General features: G+C 73.7%; 23 protein-coding genes. 13 read left to right on the top strand and 10 right to left on the bottom strand.

What is annotated here, in order from left to right:
• The first annotated feature begins 34 nt into the window (after positions 1-34).
• A complete protein-coding gene (locus tag ACZ6B8_RS16195; RefSeq protein WP_471607587.1) occupies positions 35-541 on the top strand; it encodes a PhzA/PhzB family protein in 507 nt (168 codons plus the stop codon).
• A 90-nt stretch (positions 542-631) separates the two neighbouring features.
• Here ACZ6B8_RS16195 and wrbA read toward each other — a convergent pair whose 3' ends face one another.
• On the bottom strand, positions 632-1243 hold the full coding sequence (gene wrbA / locus ACZ6B8_RS16190; protein WP_471607586.1) for an NAD(P)H:quinone oxidoreductase: 612 nt from the start codon (positions 1241-1243) through the stop codon (positions 632-634).
• Positions 1244-1801: 558 nt separating this feature from the next.
• On the opposite strand from wrbA, the gene sigJ (ACZ6B8_RS16185) reads away from it, so the two are divergent.
• Entirely contained in the window at positions 1802-2734 is a 933-nt protein-coding gene (gene sigJ, locus ACZ6B8_RS16185) for an RNA polymerase sigma factor SigJ (protein ID WP_471607585.1), read from the top strand.
• Positions 2735-2837: 103 nt separating this feature from the next.
• On the opposite strand, the gene ACZ6B8_RS16180 is transcribed toward sigJ (ACZ6B8_RS16185), so the two are convergent.
• Entirely contained in the window at positions 2838-3221 is a 384-nt protein-coding gene (locus ACZ6B8_RS16180; protein WP_471090788.1) for a nuclear transport factor 2 family protein, read from the bottom strand.
• Positions 3222-3409: 188 nt separating this feature from the next.
• On the opposite strand from ACZ6B8_RS16180, the gene sigJ (ACZ6B8_RS16175) reads away from it, so the two are divergent.
• Positions 3410-4339, top strand: a complete 930-nt coding sequence (sigJ, locus tag ACZ6B8_RS16175; protein ID WP_471090786.1) for an RNA polymerase sigma factor SigJ — start codon at positions 3410-3412, stop codon at positions 4337-4339.
• A gap of 100 nt (positions 4340-4439) precedes the next feature.
• Positions 4440-4913, top strand: a complete 474-nt coding sequence (locus ACZ6B8_RS16170; RefSeq protein ID WP_471090784.1) for a carboxymuconolactone decarboxylase family protein — start codon at positions 4440-4442, stop codon at positions 4911-4913.
• A gap of 37 nt (positions 4914-4950) precedes the next feature.
• Here the strand turns inward: ACZ6B8_RS16170 and ACZ6B8_RS16165 are convergent, their stop codons facing one another.
• Positions 4951-6405 carry a multicopper oxidase family protein gene (locus tag ACZ6B8_RS16165; protein ID WP_471607584.1) on the bottom strand — a complete coding sequence of 485 codons (1455 nt, stop codon included), beginning with the start codon at positions 6403-6405 and terminating at the stop codon, positions 4951-4953.
• 282 nt (positions 6406-6687) lie between these two features.
• On the opposite strand from ACZ6B8_RS16165, the gene ACZ6B8_RS16160 reads away from it, so the two are divergent.
• From ACZ6B8_RS16160 to ACZ6B8_RS16150, 3 genes are all read left to right on the top strand, one after another.
• Positions 6688-7167, top strand: a complete 480-nt coding sequence (locus tag ACZ6B8_RS16160; RefSeq protein WP_471090780.1) for a cupin domain-containing protein — start codon at positions 6688-6690, stop codon at positions 7165-7167.
• A 139-nt stretch (positions 7168-7306) separates the two neighbouring features.
• Entirely contained in the window at positions 7307-8020 is a 714-nt protein-coding gene (locus ACZ6B8_RS16155) for an esterase/lipase family protein (protein ID WP_471607910.1), read from the top strand.
• Positions 8021-8302: 282 nt separating this feature from the next.
• Entirely contained in the window at positions 8303-8848 is a 546-nt protein-coding gene (locus ACZ6B8_RS16150) for a ferritin-like domain-containing protein (RefSeq protein WP_471607909.1), read from the top strand.
• Between the two features lie 81 nt (positions 8849-8929).
• Here the strand turns inward: ACZ6B8_RS16150 and ACZ6B8_RS16145 are convergent, their stop codons facing one another.
• Both ACZ6B8_RS16145 and ACZ6B8_RS16140 read right to left on the bottom strand, forming a co-directional pair.
• Complete coding sequence (locus ACZ6B8_RS16145; RefSeq protein WP_471090778.1) at positions 8930-9301, bottom strand: hypothetical protein; 372 nt, start codon at positions 9299-9301, stop codon at positions 8930-8932.
• A gap of 91 nt (positions 9302-9392) precedes the next feature.
• Positions 9393-9671 carry a hypothetical protein gene (locus ACZ6B8_RS16140; RefSeq protein ID WP_471607583.1) on the bottom strand — a complete coding sequence of 93 codons (279 nt, stop codon included), beginning with the start codon at positions 9669-9671 and terminating at the stop codon, positions 9393-9395.
• Positions 9672-9937: 266 nt separating this feature from the next.
• Here ACZ6B8_RS16140 and ACZ6B8_RS16135 point away from each other — a divergent pair, with 266 nt between their 5' ends.
• A complete protein-coding gene (locus tag ACZ6B8_RS16135) occupies positions 9938-11116 on the top strand; it encodes a PP2C family protein-serine/threonine phosphatase (protein WP_471607582.1) in 1179 nt (392 codons plus the stop codon).
• Between the two features lie 40 nt (positions 11117-11156).
• On the opposite strand, the gene ACZ6B8_RS16130 is transcribed toward ACZ6B8_RS16135, so the two are convergent.
• The gene (locus tag ACZ6B8_RS16130; protein WP_471607581.1) at positions 11157-11378 is read right to left on the bottom strand and encodes a hypothetical protein; all 222 of its coding nucleotides are present in this window, start codon (positions 11376-11378) and stop codon (positions 11157-11159) included.
• Between the two features lie 87 nt (positions 11379-11465).
• Positions 11466-12362: an SDR family oxidoreductase gene (locus ACZ6B8_RS16125; RefSeq protein ID WP_471090770.1), complete on the bottom strand. Its 897-nt coding sequence runs from the start codon at positions 12360-12362 to the stop codon at positions 11466-11468.
• 501 nt (positions 12363-12863) lie between these two features.
• Here ACZ6B8_RS16125 and ACZ6B8_RS16120 point away from each other — a divergent pair.
• Positions 12864-14204 (top strand): aspartate aminotransferase family protein, encoded by a 1341-nt coding sequence (locus ACZ6B8_RS16120; protein WP_471607580.1) that lies wholly within the window; start codon positions 12864-12866, stop codon positions 14202-14204.
• Between the two features lie 40 nt (positions 14205-14244).
• Here ACZ6B8_RS16120 and ACZ6B8_RS16115 read toward each other — a convergent pair whose 3' ends face one another.
• A complete protein-coding gene (locus ACZ6B8_RS16115) occupies positions 14245-15159 on the bottom strand; it encodes an MBL fold metallo-hydrolase (RefSeq protein WP_471090766.1) in 915 nt (304 codons plus the stop codon).
• Between the two features lie 305 nt (positions 15160-15464).
• Here ACZ6B8_RS16115 and ACZ6B8_RS16110 point away from each other — a divergent pair, with 305 nt between their 5' ends.
• From ACZ6B8_RS16110 to ACZ6B8_RS16095, 4 genes are all read left to right on the top strand, one after another.
• Positions 15465-15671, top strand: coding sequence for a hypothetical protein (locus ACZ6B8_RS16110; RefSeq protein ID WP_471607579.1), 207 nt, complete (start codon positions 15465-15467; stop codon positions 15669-15671).
• Positions 15658-17052: an amidase gene (locus ACZ6B8_RS16105; protein ID WP_471607578.1), complete on the top strand. Its 1395-nt coding sequence runs from the start codon at positions 15658-15660 to the stop codon at positions 17050-17052. The genes ACZ6B8_RS16110 and ACZ6B8_RS16105 overlap by 14 nt, the downstream gene beginning before the upstream one ends.
• A 91-nt stretch (positions 17053-17143) precedes the next feature.
• A complete protein-coding gene (locus tag ACZ6B8_RS16100; protein WP_471090805.1) occupies positions 17144-17692 on the top strand; it encodes a TetR/AcrR family transcriptional regulator in 549 nt (182 codons plus the stop codon).
• A gap of 120 nt (positions 17693-17812) precedes the next feature.
• Positions 17813-18265, top strand: coding sequence for a hemerythrin domain-containing protein (locus ACZ6B8_RS16095; RefSeq protein WP_471607577.1), 453 nt, complete (start codon positions 17813-17815; stop codon positions 18263-18265).
• Between the two features lie 68 nt (positions 18266-18333).
• Here the strand turns inward: ACZ6B8_RS16095 and ACZ6B8_RS16090 are convergent, their stop codons facing one another.
• Entirely contained in the window at positions 18334-18807 is a 474-nt protein-coding gene (locus ACZ6B8_RS16090; RefSeq protein ID WP_471607576.1) for a hypothetical protein, read from the bottom strand.
• A gap of 263 nt (positions 18808-19070) precedes the next feature.
• Positions 19071-20315 (bottom strand): hypothetical protein, encoded by a 1245-nt coding sequence (locus ACZ6B8_RS16085; RefSeq protein ID WP_471607575.1) that lies wholly within the window; start codon positions 20313-20315, stop codon positions 19071-19073.
• Between the last annotated feature and the right edge of the window lie 77 nt (positions 20316-20392).

Raw genomic sequence — 20392 nt, 5'->3', positions numbered from 1 at the left:
ACCGCCCCCGCCGACACCCTTCCCGGAGACCGTGATGACCGCGCCCGCCCCGAACCAACTCGCCCCCACTGGACCGGTGTTCACCAGCCACCTGGAGCTGCGGGCCCGCAACCGCCGTGCCGTGGAGCAGTACATGGAGATGGGCCCCGAGGCCCGGCTGCGCCGCTACACCCTCTACACCGACGACGGCACCGCCGCCCTGTTCAACACCGACATCGGCCGCCCCATCGTCGTCAAGGGCCGGGAGAAGCTGAAACGGCACGGGGAGCTGTCCCTGAAGGTCCTGCCCGACTGGCAATGGTTTGACGTGCACCTCTACGAGACCCAGGACCCCGACACCATCTGGGTCGAGTGCGACGGCGAAGGCACCATCCGCTTCCCCGGCTATCCCGAGGGCCGCTACCGCAACCACTTCATCCACGGCTTCACCCTGGCCGACGGACAGATCGCCGCCAGCCGCGAATACACCAACCCCATCGAGCACATGCGCGCCCTGAGCATCGACACCCCCCACATCAACCGCGACTGGATCCCCTCCTGAACGTGGCCCCTCAACTCCGAAGGGCCGCCCGGCAGTCGGCCGGGCGGCCCTTCCAAGGTGAGGAGAGGGAAAGAGTCCCTCGGTGTCTGTTCAGAGGGTGGCGCGGCCGGTTTTGAGGGCGGCGGTGGTGTCGACGACGCGGCGGGCCTGGTGGCGTGCGGCCTGGAGGGCGATTTCGCCGGGGGCGCCGTCGCCGGCGACGTGGGAGGTGCCATAGGGGTTGCCGGACTGGAACTGGACGGGGTCGGTGTAGCCGGGGGGCACGATGATGCCGCCCCAGTGGTAGAAGGTGTTGGACAGGGCCAGGATGGTGGATTCCTGGCCGCCGTGGGCGGTGTTGCTGGCGGTGAACGCCGAGAACACCTTCCCGGCGATCTTCCCGGCGAACCACAGGGGTCCGGTGGTGTCGATGAAGGCCCGCAGCTGGCTTGCGGGGTTCCCGAACCGGCTGGGGGTGCCGAACAGGACCGCATCGGCCCAGGCGAGGTCCTCGTGGCCGGCCTCGGTGGCATCCGCGGTGGCCGCACGGTGGGCCGCCCAGGCCGGGTTGGCCTCGATCGCCGCCTGGGGGGCGGTCTCGGCCACGGTACGCAGCCGCACGCGCGCACCGGCCTTCTCCGCGCCCTCGGCCACCGCCTGGGCCAGCGTGTGCACGGTGCCGGTCGCGCTGTAATAGATGATGGCAACGTTCACAGGTTCCACAACTGAATCCTTTTCTCTGCGTGCTCTATCGGGTGGTGCCACGGGATACGGCCGCTCATGCGCAAGGGCCGAACTCCCGGTGGAGACAAGGAGGGGAGAAGTCGGTGAAGGAAAAGGGGAGAACAGGAGGCCGTGCAGGCGGCGGCCGGTCCGGTCCGCGGGGTGTCGCCGGCCCGGTACGGGCCCTGCCGGCACCCCTGCGAACTGGAGCCCGAGCGGCCCGAGTTGGCCGCAGGCGCCCGCCCGTCCGGGCCGGCTCAGCCGCGCCCGGCCACCGCCCGGCGCGGGCGCGGCATTCCGGCTGGTGATCCGCGGATCGACGTCACGTGCACGGCGATTCTCCTGACCGTGAGAAAAGGGCTTCGCGGGCGAAGCCGGGGCAAGGAGAGCCGATTTGCGGATCCGGGCGACCGGGGGAGGGAGGCCCGGATCCGAATTCGATCTCCACCCCTACCGACGACACAGGCCGTTGTAATGTGAGGTGACGAGCGCCACCTTCAGTGCGATGCCTCATCGAACTGGTGAAGCCAGGGCGCAGCCAAGGGAGTTGGCGACACCATGAGCATGCATCCCGAGCCGGAGGAGAGCCGGCTCGAACCCGGTCTGCGCGCCGTCCTGAGCGAGCGGCGCCAGCTCATCAACCTCGCGTACCGGTTCCTTGGATCCCTCGCCGACGCCGAGGACGTCGTGCAGGAGACCTACACCCGCTGGTATGCCCTGTCCCAGGAGCGCCGGGACGCCGTCGCCTCCCCGGGCGGCTGGCTGACCCGGGTCGCCAGCCGTATCTGCCTGGACCTGCTGGGCTCCGCCCGGGCCCGGCGCGAGCGCTATGTGGGGGAGTGGATCCCCGAGCCGCTGCCCGACCGCATGGAGTGGATCGGCGGGCCCTGCGCCACCGCCGACCCGGCCGACCGGATCACCCTGGACGAGTCGGTCAACATGGCCTTCCTCGTCGTCCTGGACTCCATGACCCCGGCCGAGCGGGTCGCGTTCATCCTCCACGACGTCTTCCACTACTCCTTCGCCGAGATCGCCGAGATCGTCGGCCGCAGCCCGGCCGCAAGCCGCCAGCTGGCCTCCTCCGCCCGCCGCCGCATCCACGACGCCCAGCAGGCCCCCGCACCCGCCACGGCGCGGCGCGCCGAGGTGGTCCGCGGCTTCAAGCAGGCCTGGCAGGCCAAGGACATCGACGCCCTCATCGCACTGCTCGACCCCGACGCCACGACCATCGCCGACGGCGGCGGCCTGGTCAGCGCCCAGCTGCGCCCGGTCACCGGCGGCGAGGAGATCGCCCGCGTCTTCGCCGACGTCGCCGGCAAGGCCCCCGACCTGACCGTCCTGGAGCGCACCGTCAACGGCCAGCCCGGCCTGGTCGCCCAGCAGGACGGCGTCACCGTCTCCGTCCTCGCCTTCGACGTGGCGGGCGATCGCATCACGCACATCTGGGCCGTGCGCAACCCCGAGAAGCTGCGCCCCTGGACAGCCGGCTGACCCCTGCCCGGGGGGCCCGCAGTCTTCCGGCCACCCGCGCGGCCCGGCCACCTGTTGCGGCCCGGCGGCGCGGGTGTGGCCGGCGCCGGGCCGCAACGGCGGTTCAGCCCCTCGGCGGTGCGCCCAGGGGCACCTTGTAGCTCTCCAGGTGGCTGATCGCCTCCCCGGCGAAGGTGAACACGTCGCAGAAGAGGAACTCCGCCTTCTTGCCGTCGGGCAGGGCGAGCACGGCGCGGCCGGTGGCGACCACCGTGTCGCCCTCCTCGATCAGCCGGTCCACGGTGATCGTCGGCCGCTGCACCACCCCGTGCGCGGCGGCACCGTCCTTGTTCTGCACGATGCCCCGCAGGGCCTCCTTGCCCTGCACCCGGGTCTGGCCCAGGCTCTCCCACACGACATCGTCGGTCACCAGGGCCAGGACCTGCTCGTGGTCGCCGCTGAGGACCCCGTCGCGGTACCGCTCCACGATCTCTTTGTGTTTGCTCATGCCCCCATGACTATGGGCCGGTCCTAGGAGGGCGCTGGAATCCCGACAGAAGCGGACGCACCCCCCACCCCCCGGGGCCGGGCCCGAACACCCCGCGGCGGCCAGGGGCGACCTCACATTCGAGGCGGCTGTCTCGTCGTATCCAGGACGGCAGTTTCGGCCAAGGGAGCAGAGGGAGTACGCGAGCGATGAGGACGCAGACCGGCCCGGACGACGAGGAGCTCGAGGCGGGCCTGAGCACGGTCCTGAGCGAGCGGCGCCAGCTCATCAACCTCGCCTACCGCTTTCTGGGATCCCTGGCCGACGCCGAGGACGTCGTGCAGGAGGCCTACGCCCGCTGGTATGCCATGTCCCGCTCCCAGCGCGAGGCGGTCGCCTCGCCGGGCGGCTGGCTGACCACCGTCGCCAGCCGCATCTGCCTGGACCTGCTGGGCTCCGCCCGGGCCCGGCGCGAGCGCTATGTGGGGGAGTGGATCCCCGAGCCGCTGCCCGACCACTCCGAGTGGATCAGCGGTCCCTGCGCCACCGCCGACCCGGCCGACCGGATCACCCTGGACGAGTCGGTCAACATGGCCTTCCTCGTCGTCCTTGAGTCCATGACGCCGGCCGAGCGGGTCGCGTTCATCCTCCACGACGTCTTTCGCTACTCCTTCGCCGAGGTGGCCGAAAGCGTCGGCCGCAGCCCGGCCGCCTGCCGCCAGCTGGCCTCCTCCGCCCGCCGCCGCATCCGCAGCGCCCAGCAGGCCCCCGCCACCGGCACCGCCCAGCGCGCCGGCATCGTCCGCGGCTTCAAGCAGGCCTGGGAGGCCAAGGACATCGGCGCCCTCATCAGCCTCCTGGACCCCGACGCCACCGGACTGGCCGACGGCGGCGGCCTGGTCAACGCCGCGCCGCCCACCGGCGGCAGCGAGCAGATCGCCCGCTACCTGGTCACCATCACCGGCCGGGCGCCCGACCTGACGATCCTGGAGCGCACCGTCAACGGCGAGCCGGGCCTGGTCGTCCAGCAGGACGGCGTGACCGTCTCCGTCCTCGCCTTCGACTTCGCCGGCGATCGCATCAAGCACCTGTGGGCGGTGCGCAACCCCGAGAAGCTGCGCCCCTGGACGACCGCCTGAGCCCCGCCCCGGCGGTGCAGGCCGGCGGGGGTGGTGTCACATCGCGGCGGGCCATTTCGTCAGAGCTGTGTAGGTACCCAGCACGGCGAAGGAGCACGACATGGATGCGCGCATGAACCTCTTCGACAACCCCGTCTCGGCCACGTTCCTCAAGCACCTGGCCGCGGCGGGCCAGGTGAGCGCGGGCACCACGCTGCCGGCCGCGACGCAGGAACTGGTGCGCCTGCGCGCCAGCCAGATCAACGGCTGCGGCTTCTGCACGGACATGCACACCAAGGAGGCCACGCACGCCGGGGAGAGCGCCACCCGCCTGCACCTGGTGGCCGCCTGGCGGGAGGCCACGGTCTTCACCGACGCCGAGCGTGCCGCGCTCGAACTGGCCGAGCAGGGCACCCGTGTCGCCGACGCGGCCGGCGGCGTCAGCGACGAGGCGTGGGCGGACGCCGCCAAGCACTACGACGAGGACCAGCTCGCCGCGCTGGTGGCGCTGATCGCGGTCATCAACGCCTTCAACCGCGTCAACGTCCTGGTCCGCCAGCCCGCCGGCGACTACCGGGTGGGCCAGTTCGGCTAGAGCGGCCCCCGCCCGCCGGGCGGGCGGGGGCCGGGCGTCAGCTGATCTTCATGGTGGCCATCATGCCCATGGCCGAGTGGTCGAGCATGTGGCAGTGGTAGAGGTAGGTGCCCCGGTAACTGTCGAAGGTGGCCTGGAGCTTGACCGTCTCGCCCGCCGCGACGATCACGGTGTCCTTCAGGCCCGCCTCGCCGGGGGCCGGCGGCTTCCCGGCCCGCTCCAGCACCCGGAACTGCACCAGATGCATGTGGAAGTTGTGCGGCACCCGGGTGTTGGTGTTGGTGACCGTCCAGATCTCGCTGGCCCCGAAGCGGATGCGGGAGTCCACCCGGGCGGGGTCGTAGCTCTTGCCGTCCATGTAGCCCTTGGGGTGCGCGACGCCCTCGTCCATCTGCATGGTGATGGTGCGCTCGTTGGTCGGCGCGGGCAGCGCGGGCAGGGTGCGCAGCACCGCGGGCACGGAGCTGTCGTCGGGGGCGGTGCGCACCACGTCGAAGCGCATCACCTGGCCGACCTGCTCGGGGGTGCCGGCGAAGATCAGGGTGTTCTCCAGCACCACCTTCTCGCCCACCGCGTAGCGCGAGAAGTCCACCACGGCGTCGACGCGCTCACCGGGGGAGAGCAGGAAGGAGCTGGTGGTGTGCGGGCGCTCCAGCAGGCCGCCGTCCGAGCCCACCTGGACGATGTCGCTGCCGTCGGCCAGCCGCAGACTGTAGAAGCGCTGGTTGGACATGTTCGCAAAACGCAGCCGGTACTTGCGGGCGGCGACCTGGAAGTAGGGGTAGGGGGCGCCGTTGACCAGCAGCGTGGTGCGCTCCTGGTCGTCCATCACGTACACCAGCTGCCCGGCCGCATCGAAGTGCGCGTCACGTATCGCGAGGACCACGTCGTGCTCGCCCTTGGGCAGCGGCAGGCTCTCCTCCACGGAGTCGGTCAGCAGGTAGCTGCCGTGCAGCCCGCGGTAGACGTTCTCCGACTCCACGTGGTGGGCGTGGTCGTGGTACCAGAGGGAGGCGTGCGGCTGCTTGTTGGGATAGGTGTACAGCCGCTCGCCGCCCGGGGCGAGGGTGTCCATCGGGTCGCCGTCGTTGGCCTGGGTCACCGAGGCGCCGTGCAGGTGGACCGAGGTGGGCACGGCCAGCTTGTTGCGCTGACGCACGATCACCGGGCGGCCGGTGCGGGCCTTGATGGTCGCGCCGGGGAAGTTCCCGTCGAAGGTCAGCAGGTCGGTCTGGATGCCCGGCAGGATCTCCCGGCGGGCCGGGCGCATGGTGACGTCGTAATGGTCGGCCGTCGCGGTCCTGAAGGCGGGTCTGAGCACCGGCATCTTGGGCAGGGGCACGGCGAACAGCGGCGGATTGGCCGCCTTGGCGGCCTTGGCCGGGCTGGCCTTGGCGCGGTCCACGGCGAGCAGGGGAGTGAATGACGCCCCGGTGAGCCCTACGCCCGCGGCGGCGAGTCCGGTGCCGAGCAGACGGCGTCGGGTGACCATGGTGTGCCCTCCTAGTTACGTGGATGAAAACGGCACCCGGCCGGCGGCCGCGGCCCCCGCACCCGGCGGGAACGCGGCAGCGCACAGTCCTGCGGTGCCAGTCGCAGTCCACCAGGGGCGGCTCGAGGCTCACTCGGGTTTGCTCCGCGCGCCGGCACCCCGCGCCCCCGCGCCCCCGCCCGCCCCCGGGGCCGGGCGCCGCCTCGCCGCGGGCGGCCCCACCGGCGCACACTGCCGGTGCCCGCCCGCACCGCCCACAGCCCGCCCAGGGAGTCTTCGTCCATGAGTGAACCGGCCTTCGCCGCCCCCGAATTCGTCGGCCCGCAGCAGAGCCTGGCCGAGCGGCCCGCACCGGTCAGCCTCGTGTGGTCCCTGGGCGCCGGGGACCGCGACCTGGACGCCGCCGTCGTCCGCCTGGCCCCCGGCGCGGGCCTGGAGGAACACACCGGGAGCGGCGTGTGCGTCCTGCTCACCGTGCTGGCCGGCAGCGGCGAACTGCGCCTGCCCGACACCGTCCTGGCCCTCGCCCCGGGCGCCCTGGCCTGGCTGCCCGCCCACACCCCCCGCGCCCTGCACGCCGGAGCCGACGGCCTCACCTACACCACCGCCCACCGCCGCCCGCCCCGCCCCGCCGCCCCCGACACCGCCGGGGAGCCGGCCTGCCTGCTGCCGCGGCTGTGCCCCGCCTGCGCCCGCCCGGCCGCCGACCGCGACGCCCGCTACTGCGCCCGCTGCGGCACCGCACTGACCGCCCCCGCCTGACCCGCCCCGCGCCGGCCCCTTCTCATCTGCGCCGCCCGCCCCCACAATCACCCTCGCCCCGCGGCCGGCCCCGCCCTGCCGCACCCGCCCCGCCGCATCCCCCCTGTTGCCGTGCCCGCCGAAGGAGCCTTCCGTGCCGATGGTCCGACCGGCCCGCCCGCTCGCCCTGCCCGTCCTGCTGGCCCTGCTGGCCCTGCTGTGCCTGCTCGCCGCCCTGGCCTCGCCCGCCGCCCGCGCGCAGAGCCCCGCGCCCGCCGCGCACCGCCCCGTGGTGTTCGTGCACGGCTACAACGCCGACCCCGGCGTGTGGGGCGCCCTGCGCGAGGACCTCACCGCCGCCGGCTACCCGCCCGAGGACCTCTTCGCCTGGGGCTACGACACCAGCCGCTCGGTCAACGAGGAGCTCTCGGGCCAACTGGCCGCCTACGTCGAGCAGGTGCGCGCCACCACCGGCGCCGACCGCGTGGACCTGGTCGCCCACTCCTTCGGCAGCCTCGTCACCCGCTGGTATGTGAAGTACGGCGGCGGCACCGCCACGGTCGCCCACTGGGCTTCGCTGGCCGGCCCCAACCACGGCACCTCCACCGCCTGGGCCTGCGCCCTGTGGTCGCAGGCCTGCCGGGACATGACCCCGGGCTCCTACGTCACCGGCCGGCTCGCCCAGGGTGATGAGACCCCCGGCCCCACCGCGTACGCGACGTGGTGGTCGAACTGCGACGAGGTCATCAACCCCGACTCCAGCGTCGCGCTGGCCGGGGCGGCCAACCACCCGGCCGGCTGCCTGGCCCACAACGACCTGCTCGGCGACGACGGCGTCTCCCGCGGCGTACAGGACTTTCTGAACAGCCCCTGACCCGACCACCCGCCACCCGCCACCCGCCGTCCGCCCGTCCGTCCCCGTTCCGGTGCCGGGCCCGGCCGCGCCCCGGCCCGCCCGGCCCGGGGCGCGCCGCTGTTTCAACCGGCCGGCCGGCGGTTACGCGGTGATGACCCGTTCGTGCCCGGGGCCCGGCGGCGCGCACCGCGTGGCGGCCCACCCCCACGGGATGAATGTGGAGAAATGGGTACGTTCAAGGTCAGCGGGGCGCCGGACGGTCCGCCCGCTGTCTCGTTCACCGAGGAGAGAGCAGTTGTCATGGCCGAGTTCCTGACCGACATCAAGACCATCCGCGAGCGGGCCCGCCGGCAGATCGAGAAGGGCCCGGTGACCGAGGCCTACGGAGCGGACCTGGAGCGCGTCCTCATCGTGCTCAACGAGGCCCTCGCCACGGAGATCGTCTGCACGCTGCGCTACAAGCGGCACTACTACACCGCCTCCGGCCTCTACTCCGAGCCGGTGGCCGCGGAGTTCCTGGAGCACGCCCAGGAGGAGCAGGAGCACGCCGACAAGCTGGCGCAGCGCATCGTGCAGCTGGGCGGCGAGCCCGACTTCAACCCCGACACCCTCACCTCCCGCTCCCACGCGGAATACACCGACGGCACCGACCTGATCGAAATGATCAAGGAGGACCTGGTCGCCGAACGCGTCGCCGTGGCCGCCTACACCGAGATCGCCCAGTGGCTGGGGGAGGGCGACCCCACCACCCGCCGCGTCTTCGAGGAACTCCTGGCCCAGGAGGAGGAGCACGCCGACGACCTGCGCGGCCTGCTCGAGCGCATCCCCGGCGACCGCCGGGGCTGACCCGCCCACAGCGCCGGGACCCGCACACCGCACGGGCCCGGCCGGATCACATCCGGCCGGGCCCGTGGTGTGCGCCCGCGCTCACCGGCCGCGCAGCCGCAGGGTCACATCCTTTTCCTGGTCGCCCGAGGCGGAGCCCTCCTCAGTGACGGCGAACGCCGCCGAGAGCACCGTGACGATCTGGTCGACCGCCACATAGCCGCCCTGCACGGACGCCGTCACCGGCCCGTCCAGCGAGGGCGTCTGCTCCGGCGCGTCGCCCGCCGGGCGGGCGGTGTCGAAGACGCCGCTCCACACCGTCGGCCCGCCGGAGGACGTGGAGTGCGGGGCCGCACCGTCCTTGCGGTCCGAGGCGAACGCCGCCCCCAGGACCGCGAAGACGCTCCCGGCGTCGTCCGCCGCACCGCTCAGTTCCACCGTGACCTGCGCCGAGGGATCTCCCGCACCGCTCACCGTCGTTCCTTTCCATCGTGGTCGTACCGGGCCGGCAACCGCCCTGGCCCCGCGGCCGCGTGCGGGCCGCGCTCACCGAGAAGGGCCGCACTCACCCGGAGGGCTCGTCCGGCACCGGCTCCTGGGATGTCCCGTCCGCGTCCCCCTGCCCGGACCGCCGCGGGGCGCCGGAGGTGCCGCGCCGGCCGGTGCCGGCCTCGTCGGTGTCGGGGACGTCGTCCGCCGCGCCGCGCTCCTGGCCCTGCTCCTGGCCCTCCTCCTCCTGCGGCTCCCAGGGGTCCTGGGAGCCGTCGGCCTGCTGGTCGGGCGGGTCCCGGGGGACCGGCGTGCTGCCGTCCGCGCCGGGGGACGCCGGCACCTGCTCACTCATCGATGTCTCCTCTCGGCCCTTCGGCTGCGTGGGCGCCCGGCCCTTGCCGCCCGGACGCCCGTTCCGGGGCTGGGGTGCAGGTACCCGCGCAGGGCAGGACAACTCGTACTGATCACCGTGGACCACCCGCGCCGGATCGGCGACACGGAAAACGAGCCGCCGCCACCCGCCACCCCCTGCGCCCGCCCCCGCGGCGGCCGGGCGGACACCGCGGGCCGGTGTGAGACTTGCTCCTGTCGCCCCCCCCGCCGCGCAAGGGAGAAGACGTGCCGAGAGCGGATCCGCCCGGCGGCCTGGAGGAGTTCCTCGCGGACCCCGCCAACGCCGCACTGGACCTGCCCACCGCGCTCGCGCGGTGCGCGGCGTCCCTGGGCGTGCCCCAGGCGGTGGTCTACCTCGCCGACCTCCAGCAGCGCCGGCTGGTCCCGCTGAGCGAGGACGCCCCGGCGATCGCCGTGGACGGCTCCCTGGCCGGCTGGGCCTACCGCACCCTGGCGCTGCGCGTGGAGGAGTCCGCCACGGGCGGCATGACCGCCTGGCTGCCCCTGCTGGACGGCGCGGAGCGCCTCGGCGTGGTCGCCGTCCACGCCCCCTTCCTGGACGGCCCCCTGCTGCGCCGCGGCCGGGCCCTGGCCTCCCTGCTCGCGATGATGATCACCTCCAAGCGCGCCTACAAGGACAACCTCGTCCAGCGCACCCGCTCCGAACCCATGCAGCTGCCCGCGGAGATGCTGCGCGCCTTCCTGCCGCCGCGCACCATCGGCAACGCCCATGTGGTCTCCACCGCCGTCCTGGAACCCGCCTACGAGATCGGCGGTGACGCCTTCGACCACTGCCTCACCCGGACGGACCTGCACGCCACCATCGTCGACGCGATGGGCCACAACCTGCTCTCCGGCCTGACCACGGCGGTCACCCTGGCCGCCTGCCGCAACGGCCGCCGCTGCGGCCAGGACCTGCCCGAGCTCATGGAGGCCGTGGACACGGCGCTGGGCCAGTGGCTGCCGGACCAGTTCTGCACCGGCGTCCTCACCCGCCTCGACCTCGCCGACGGGGCGCTGCGCTGGAGCAACTGCGGGCACCCGCCGCCCCTGCTGATCCGCGGCAACCGGCTCGTCGAGGGCGCCATGGAACGCCAACCCGACCCGCCCATGGGCTTTCCCGCCGACTTCCGCGGCGGCGAGCGCCAGGTGCACGAGATCGCCCTGGAACCGGGCGACCGCGTCCTGCTCTACACCGACGGCCTGACCGAGGCCCGGCTGGCGGACGGCACGGAGTTCGGCCTCGAACGGTTCGTCGACTCCGTCATCCGCGCCTCCAGCGCCGGCGAGGTCGCCGCGGAGGCGCTGCGCCGGCTCATCCACTCGGTCCTGGACGCGCAGAGCGACCGGCTGCGCGACGACGCCACCATCCTCATGATCGAGTGGCAGCCGCCCGGCCGGTGACCCGCCCCGCAGCCGCCCCCGGCCGGCTATCAGTCACCGGTTACCGGTTGCCGCTGCCGGTGTTGCCGTCGTCCTGGTGGATGTCCTCCTGGGCGGCCGTGCTGGGGGTGAGGGTGTCGCCGGCCTCGCCGTCCTTGGCCCGCTCCCGCTCCTCATCGGGCACGGGCCGCTCCTCGGCGTCCGCCACCTCCTGCAGCACCTCCTCGGCCGCGGTCTGGGCGGGGGCGTGCGGGCGGGAGCTGTCGTGGTGGCTGTCCTGCATGGTGAGGTCCCTTTCCGTGGGCTGGTGTTGTTGCAGTGGGGGAGGGGATGGAGGTCGGGGTGGGGGGAAGCAGGGGGGCGGGGCGGTTCAGGGCAGCGGTGTGCCGCCCGTGGCGTTCACGATTTCGGCCGTGATGAAACTCGCGTGCTCCGAGGCGAGGAAGACGTAGGCCGGCGCCATCTCCGCCGGCTGCGCGGGCCGGCCCATCGGCGCCTGCTTGCCGAACTCGGCGGTGTCCGGCAGCGTCGCGGGGATCAGCGGCGTCCACACCGGCCCCGGCGCCACCGCGTTGACCCGGATCCCGTCCTCCACCAGCATCTGCGCGAGCCCCTGGGTGAAGGTCACGATGGCGCCCTTGGTCATGGCGTAGTCCAGCAGGTGCGGACTGGGCTGGTAGGCCTGCACCGACGTGGTGTTGATGATCGACCCGCCCCGCGGGATGTGCGGCACCGCCATCTTGCACAGCCAGAACATGCCGTACAGGTTGGTGCGCATCACCCGGTCGAACTGCTCGGTGGAGATGTCGGTGATGCCCTTGGGCTGCGACATCTGGTACGCGGCGTTGTTGACCAGCAGGTCGATCCGCCCGAACTCGGCCACCGCCCGCTCCACGAGTGCGCGGCACTGCTCCTCCTCGCGGATGTCGCAGGCCACCGCGACGGCCCGGCGCCCGGCGTCCTCGACCCAGCGGGCGGTCTCCCGCGCCTCGTCGGCCTCGGACGGCAGATGGGTGAACAGGACGTCCGCCCCCTCCCGGGCCAGGGCGATCGCCACGGCCCGCCCGATCCCGGAGTCGCCGCCGGTGACCAGCGCGGCCTTCTCGCGCAGCAGCCCCGCACCGCGGTAGGACTCCTCGCCGTGGTCGGGCGGCGGGTCCATGGGACCGGTCCAGCCCGGCGGTTGCTGCTCCTGGCGGGGGAAGTCCGGCCGCGGCCCCCTGGTGGTGGGGTCCTGCGGGCCCTGCGTGCCGGGGGTGTCCTTCATCTGCTCTCGCCTTCCCTGGTACGTGGGGTACGTGGGCTCCGTGCTCGCGCGGAGGCGGGGACGGGCCGGCGCCGGGCGGGCCCGGCGCCTCTGCCCACCTTCGGCAAGACCGGTGCGCCGCACCACCCGGGCCCGTCCGGTGCGCCGCACCCGCCGCGCGCGGCCCTCGGGTTCCCTGGGCCCCCAGGGACAAAACGCCCCCCGGCGCCCCGCCCCTCACCGCCCGTGCCGCGGTTCATCACGCCGCAGGAGGATCCGGTGCGGGACCGGCAGGCATGTCCCGGGCAATCGGGGGGAGCTGAAGAGGCATGAAGATCCTCATCATCCTCGTCCTGCTGGCCGTCGCCGTCGCCTGGTTCATGAACTCGCGCAAGGGACGCTGACCGGCCACCGCGACAGACGCCGCCCGGGCACGTGCCGAGCCGGCCCGCAAGCGGTGCGGGGCAAGAGGTGCGGGGATCCGATGGACGCGGTCCCGCGGCGCGAACTAGCGTCTGGGGCATGGCAGTTGAGAGAACAGCCCCGGCTGCGGACGTCTCCCGCCCCGCCGCCTCTTTCTGGGCCGATGCCGGGCGTCATCTCGTGCGCTACGGCGTCGAGTTCACCCCGGAGGTCATCGCCCGCGCCGCCGGGAGTTTCGTGTTCACCGAGGGCGGCCGCCGGATCCTGGACTTCACCTCCGGGCAGATGAGCGCGATCCTGGGTCACTGCCATCCGCGGATCGTCGCCACCGTGCGGCGCCAGGTGGGCGACCTGGACCACCTCTACAGCGGCATGCTCAGCCGCCCGGTGGTCGATCTGGCCCGGCGGCTGGCGGCGACGCTGCCCGCGCCGCTGGAGCGGACGCTGCTGCTGAGCACCGGCGCGGAGTCCAACGAGGCGGCGCTGCGGATGGCCAGGCTCGTCACCGGCCGGCACGAGGTGGTCTCCTTCGCCCGCTCCTGGCACGGCATGACCCAGGGCGCCGCGTCCGCCACCTACAGCGCGGGCCGCAGGGGTTACGGTCCGGGCGCGCCGGGCAACTTCGCCATCCCGGTACCGGACGCCCGCCGGCCCGGGGCCGCCGGCGGTGGGGCGCCGGACTGGCGCCGTCAGCTGGATGACGCCTTCGACCTGATCGACGCGCAGTCGACCGGCAGTCTGGCGGCGTGCCTGGTCGAGCCGATCCTCAGCTCGGGCGGCGTCATCGAGCCGCCGCCGGGCTACTTCGCCGCCCTGCGCGCCAAGTGCCGTGAGCGCGGCATGCTGCTGATCCTCGACGAGGCGCAGACCGGGCTGTGCCGCACCGGCACCTGGTACGCCTTCGAGCGCGACGGTGTCGTCCCGGACATCCTCACGCTCTCCAAGACGCTCGGCGCCGGGCTGCCGCTGGCCGCGGTGGTCACCGGCGCCGAGATCGAACGGGAGGCGCACGCGCGGGGGTTTCTGTTCTTCACCACGCATGTCGCCGACCCGCTGGTGGCCGCGGTCGGCGCCACCGTCCTGGACGTCCTGGCCGAGGAGGAGCTCGACGCCCGCGCGCGGCAGCTGGGCGCGCTCTTGCGCGCGGGCCTGGAGGAGCTCGCCGGCCGCCACCGGGTCGTCGGCGACATCCGCGGCCGCGGTCTGCTGATGGGCCTGGAACTGGTCGCCGGCCAGGGGGCGGAGCGGGACGCGGACGAGCTGGGTGCCCGGGTCACCCGGCGCTGTCTGGAGCTGGGCCTGCACATGAACATCGTCCAGCTGCCGGGCATGGGCGGGGTGTTCCGGATCGCGCCGCCGCTGACGGCCGGTGAGGGGGAGCTGGCGCTCGGCCTGGAGATCCTGGACCAGGCGCTGGGCGAGGCCTGCGCCACCCTCTGAACCGCCCTGCCCTGCCCTGCCCCGGCCCGGCCCGCCTTGCTCACGGGGTGCGGGCCGGAGGGGCGGGCGGGACGGGGGTGAGGCGGTAGGTGTCCTGGTGGGCGGTGACCCGGCCGGCGGTGGGGTGGGGGAAGTGGGTGCCGAGCAGGAGGGTGTCGGTGCCGGCGAGGGAGGAGAGCAGGGCGCGGCGTGATGCCTCGGCCCGGCGGGGGTCGGTGTCGACGCAGCTTCCCAGGTGGGGGTGGGGGAGCTGGACGGGGTGGTGGATGAGGTCGCCGGTGATGACCGCGCGCTGTCCGCGGCCGGCCAGTTCGACGGCGAGGTGGCCGGGGGTGTGCCCGGGGGTGGGCAGCACGCGCAGGCCGGGGGCGATGTCGAGGCCGCGGGCGGGGACGTCGAGGAGGTCGAGCAGCCCGGCGTCCTGGACGGGGTGCACGGAGTCGCGGAACATCTGCCGCCGCGGTCCGTCCATGCTCTGCGCGGCCCAGTACTCCCGCTCGGTGCGGGAGGTCAGGTAGCGGGCGTTGGGGAAGGTGGGCACCCAGGTCCCGTCCACTTCACGGGTGTTCCAGCCGACGTGGTCGGTGTGCAGGTGGGTGAGGACGACCAGGTCGACGGTGTCGGGGGTGAATCCGGCGGCGGCCAGGCGGGTGAGGTAGTCGGTGCGCAGCCGGTGCCAGGCGGGGTTGGCGCGCGTCTTGCCGTTGCCGATGCCGGTGTCGACGAGGACCCGCAGGGGCCCCAGGGTGAGCGCGAAGCTGTGGCTGTCCAGGCGCAGGGTGCCCTCGTGGTCGGCGAAGTCGGGGCTGAGCCAGTCCTGCCGGGAGACCAGGGCGGGGGTGGCGCCGGGCAGCAGCCAGGGCCCGGTCTCCGGGGGCAGGGGCGTCTCGTCGATGCGGTGGACGGTGATGTCGCCGACGCTCCAGTGCGCCGTGGTGAGGGGAGGTGTCTGCATGTCTGGGTCCTTTCCCGGGGGCCGGCGGTGTGCGGGGGCCGGAGGAGGGCGGGGCCGCCGGCCCCCGGATCCGGGGCGCCGTCTCACCCCATCCCACTAAAAGCTAAGTGTTTGCGTTAAGTGAGCGTAGGTCCTACCGTGGACTAACGCAAACATTTAGCTTTTAGCGCGGGGGCGGGGCTGCCGCTGAAGCGGTACGGCACGCACCACCCCCGCGCACCCCCGTACCGCACCACCCCCAACTCCCCGCCCCCAGAACCCTGTTCACCCCGCCGCCCCCCCCCGCCCCGCAGGAGAGGCCCCTGATGTCCGCCGCCGAAGAACTCACCCCACCCGAGGCCGCCCGGTGGGCGGCACGCACCGGGCTGCCGTTGCCCGGGGACCGCCATCGTGCGGTCGCCGCCACCGCCGAGCACATCCACTGCGTCGTCGCCGTCCTGCGCGAACTGGACTTCGCCGAGACCCCGCCCGCCCACCACCACGCCGGCCAGGAGCACCATGCAGCCCTATGAACTGACCCTCACCGCCGCCGCGGCGGCGATCGGGGCCCGCAGCCTCTCCCCGGTGGAACTGGTCGACTCCGTCCTGGCGCGGATCGAGCAGACCCAGCCCGCCCTCAACGCCTACGTCACCGTCACCGCGGAGCGGGCCCGCCGCGACGCCCGCAAGGCCGCGGACGACGCCGCGGCCGGCCGCTTCAGGGGAGCGCTGCACGGCATCCCCGTGGCGCTGAAGGACCTCATCGACGTCGCGGGCCTGGCGACCACGGCGAGCTCCCGGGTCCGCGCCGGGCACCGGGCGGCCGCCGACAGCACCGTCGCCGCCCGCCTGGCCGCGGCCGGCACCGCCCTGCTGGGCAAGACCCACACCCACGAATTCGCCTTCGGGCTGACCACGCCCCAGACCGCCAACGCCTGGGACACCGCCCGGGTGGCCGGCGGCTCCAGCGGCGGTTCGGCCGTCGCCGTCGCCGCGGGCGCGGCGACCTTCGCCCTGGGCACCGACACCGGAGGCTCGATCCGCGTACCGGCCGCGCTGAACGGCGTCGTCGGCCTCAAGCCCACCTACGGCCTGGTGCCCCGGCACGGCGTGACGTCCCTGTCGTGGACCCTGGACCACGTCGGCCCCCTGGCCCGCACGGTCCAGGACGCGGCCCTGGCCCTGAGCGTCCTGGCCGGCCACGACCCCCGCGACCCCGCCTCCCTGCCCCTGCCTCCGGCCGATCACCGGCCCGCCCCCGGCACCGACCTGAGCGCGCTGCGCGTCGGGGTCCCGCGCACCTACTACTTCGACCACGTCGACCCCGAGGTCGAGAGGGCCGTCCGCGCGGCCATCGCCCACCTGCAGAGCCTCGGCGCGACCCTCGTCGACGTCGACATCCCCATGACCCGCTACATCCAGGCCACCCAGTGGGGCCTGATGCTCCCCGAGGCGAGCGCCTACCACGAACAGACCCTGCGCTCGGCCCCCGAACGCTACGGACCCGACATCCGCGTCCTGCTGGAAGCCGGCGCCCTCATGCCGGCCGCCGACTACCTGCGCGCCCAGCGGGCCCGCACCCTCATGCGCCGCGCCTGGCTGGAACTGCTGGAGCAGGCCGACGTGATCGCCGCTCCCACCGTGCCCATGACGGCTGTGCCCGCCGGCCAGGAGACACTCACCTGGCCCGACGGCACCCACGAGAGCGTCTCCGACGCCTACGTACGCCTGTCCGCCCCCGCCGACATCACCGGCGTACCGGCACTGTCCCTGCCGGTCGGCCGCGACCGCGCCGGCCTGCCGATCGGCATGCAGCTGCTCGGGCGCCCCCGCGCCGACGCGGACCTGCTGCGCGTGGGCCACGCCTACGAACAGACCGCCCCCCGGCCCGCCCTGCCCGCCCCCGCCCCCTGAAAACCCCTCCTCCCGCAGGCCTCCGGTGCGGACCGCGCGTCCTGCCGGAGGCCTGATCCGTCTTAAGGTGAGGCCCGTGAGCCGTAGACCGATGGCACGCCCCGGCGGCCGCAGCGCCCGCGTGCAGGAAGCAGTCCACACCGCCGTCCGCGAACTCGCCGCGGAGGTGGGCCGCGACGCCCTGACGGTGCCGCAGATCGCCGCCCGCGCCGAGGTCACCCCCTCGACCGTCTACCGCCGCTGGGGCGATCTGCAGGCACTCCTGTCGGACGTGGCAGTGGAGCGGCTGCGCCCCGAGACACCTCCGCAGGACCACGGGGACCTGGCGGCCGACCTGCGGGCCTGGGCCGAGCAGTTCCTCGACGAGATGGCCTCCCCGGCGGGCCGCGCCTACATCCGCGACGCGCTGCTGGGCGATGCGGACGGCGCCAACGCCGGCCAGTGCTCGGCCTACGCGGCCGAGCAGATCGACGTCATCCGCGCCCGCGCGGCCGGCCGCGGGCAGCGCGCGCCGCAGACGGAGACGGTCCTGGACCACGTCGTCGCACCGATGATGTACCGGATCCTGTTCCGCCCGGGCGGCCTGGACGCGGCCTACGCGCGCCGCCTGGTGGACGGCATCCTGACACCTGACACCTGACACCTGACGTCTGGCCGCCTGAGCGGCCCGCGGTCCGTGCGCCCGCGCGCGGGTGAAGGCCGCCGCCGTACGCGCGTGGCGCGGCGCCGAGCGATGGGGGAGCTGCCTACAAACGGCTCCATGTGCCATTACTGCGGTTGCCGGGAGATCCCCCTGATCAAGGAGTTCATCGCCGAACACGAGCGGGTCACCGACGCCGCGGGAGACGCGCTGCGCGCCCTGCGCCGGGGCGAGACCGCCCGCGCCCGGGCGCTGGTGGAGGTGATGGCCCGCGAGCTGCGGGCGCACTGGCAAGGAGAGGAGAACGGCCTGTTCGCGGTGATGCGTACCGACCCCGAGTACACGCACTACATCGAGGCCCTGGAGCGCGAACACCGCGAACTTCAGGCGCTGTTGCCCGCCCTTGACCTGTCCGACCCCGCCGACGCGGCCACCCTCACCGAGGCCGTCGAGGAACTGCACCGGCACATCGCCAAGGAGGAGGACGGCCTCTTCCCGGCCTCGCTGACCGCACTGGACGGCGAGCAGTGGAACCAGTCCATGGCGGCCTGGCGCGAGGCCCACCGGTCCTGACGGCCTGGCCTGGCACGAGGCCCGCCACGCTGACCCGGCGCACCCACGGACGCGGGGGCGGGTGGCGGTCAGCGGATCGTCCACGCCTCAGGGGGGAGGAAACTCACCGGTGCGTCCATGGCGTGCGCGGGGAGGAACACCGGCCGGGTGAGCAGACGGTCCCCCGACCGCTGGACGCCGATCACCACGCCCAGGCTCCGCGATCCGGGTTCACCGAGGTTCGCATAGAACAGCTCGGAGAAAGGCTCGCGGATCCCGGCACGGTCGACGATCCACTGCTCCAGCTCCGAGGGCGTCCGGCCGACCAGCGCGACACCGTCCGCGTAGACCTGAGGGCCCTTCAGGGCGTCGACCGATATCCCCCGCAGCCGCTCCTCCCGGCCGTAGTAGAACGTCAGCCCCAGCCCCCAGCACTCTCCCCTGACCGTGCCGCACCGATCCGGCGACAGCGCCGCACGCGTATGGCGCTGGGGGTTTCCTGCGAGGGTGCCCAGCGCCGCGGTGACCTCCTCGGGGCACATCCCGAAACGCAACGGACCCACGCTCTGGAACGGTTCCAGCGACCAACGCCGCCGCCCGCTGTCGGGCACCGCATCCCACACACCCCACCGGTCGAACACGCACTCAATCCTTCATCCAAGATTCCTGCTCCACGCTCCGGCCTCCCGCGTCCTGCTCGGCGGCACCACGAGCCGGGCCCCGGGCCGGGCCGTCCTCCCGACCCCCGTGCCGGCAGCCGGTGCCGCCCTCGGGCAGGGTGCGCCGGCCATCCCGGGAGCCAGGGCCGTCCAAGGTCCGCCGCCGCTCAGAAGGTGTGAGGGCGACGCCTGCGGGCGGCGGCGGCCAGCGCCGCGCCCAGGGCGATCGAGGCGCTGCCGGCCCCGAGCATCCAGCCGGAGCCGGCGGCGGTGGTGCCGGTCGCGGCCAAGGTGGCACCCGAGCCGGCGTCGCTGCCGGTCCCGGTCAAGGCGGTGTCCGCGTCGGCCCGGCCGGTGAGGCCGTCGTCCGCGCCGGGGCGCCCGGTGGCCGGGCCGTCGGCGCCGCTCCCCGTGCCGGTGGCAGCGGAGTCGCCGGTGACCGAAAGCTCCCTCACGTCGCCCTGCGGTGCCGGCTCGTCGCCCGGGGCCGGCGGCTCGCTCTTTTCGAGCACGATGTCGAAGTTGTAGTCGTAGGGCATCGTCTCCCACGCGGAGTGGACGTCGTTCTCGTCGAGGTATCCGCCGAGCGCCGAGGCGAAGCCGTCACCCACCGGCATGGCGGCGTCGACCTTCATCCGCAACTTGATGTCGGTGTGCTCACCGGGCGCCATCCCGGCGAGGGTGGTGAGGTAGCCGATGTTGGGGTTGACCGATTTCCAGAGACCTGTGTCCTCGTCGTACCACTGCAGGGTCAGCAGGTGCCACCTGTCGCGGCAGAGGTGGTCGAAGGCCGCCAGCAGGGTGTAGACGTCGACCGACTTGATCGCCTTGGCGGAGGAATTGACGGCGCGGAAGGTGAAGTTCTTCCAGCCGGAGCCGGGCACGACCTTGCTGGGCAGACCGTGCAGCGTAGTGCTCAGTGCCGCCTCGCCCGACTCCTCTCCGCCGTCGGGGACTTCTTCGGATTCCCGGCCCGGCCCGGCGGCGGACGGGGCCGGGGCGGCGGACCCGGGGGTCCCGGTCGGCTCGATGGTGCCCTCGGTGGCGGTGGCGGTGGCGGTGACGGGGGTGGGGGAGGGCGGCCGGGTTTCGCCGCCCGTCTCCTCTCCCGCGTCCGCGTCCGCGTCCGCGGTGGCGGGGGCTTCGGGCTGCGTGGCGGGGGCGCCGGCCGGCACCGACCCGGCGGTGCCGGGGGTCTCGGGTGCCGCAGGGGGCTGGGGCGGTGCCGTGGCGCCGGGGCCGGCAAGATCGCCGGCTGACGGCTCTCCTTGCCCTGCCGGGGGCTCCGGGTCCCCGGGCTCCGGAGCAGGATCCGGTATGGAGAGGGCCGGCGGGCCGGCCTCTGCCGCCGCCGCGGGTGCGGCGGCCAGGAGCGTGGGGGCGGCCATCGAGACGGCGGCCAGGACTGCCATGCGTAGGTGCTTCAAGGGAGAGCCAAATCTGTTGCTCTGACGTGGAGTCACCCATCCTTCTCAGTTGTCCAAATTTT

The sequence above is a fragment of the Streptomyces sp. NPDC041122 genome (genome assembly GCF_055592445.1).
Note: the sequence above shows the minus strand (reverse complement) of the source record. Positions and strands in the feature narration are given on the sequence as shown.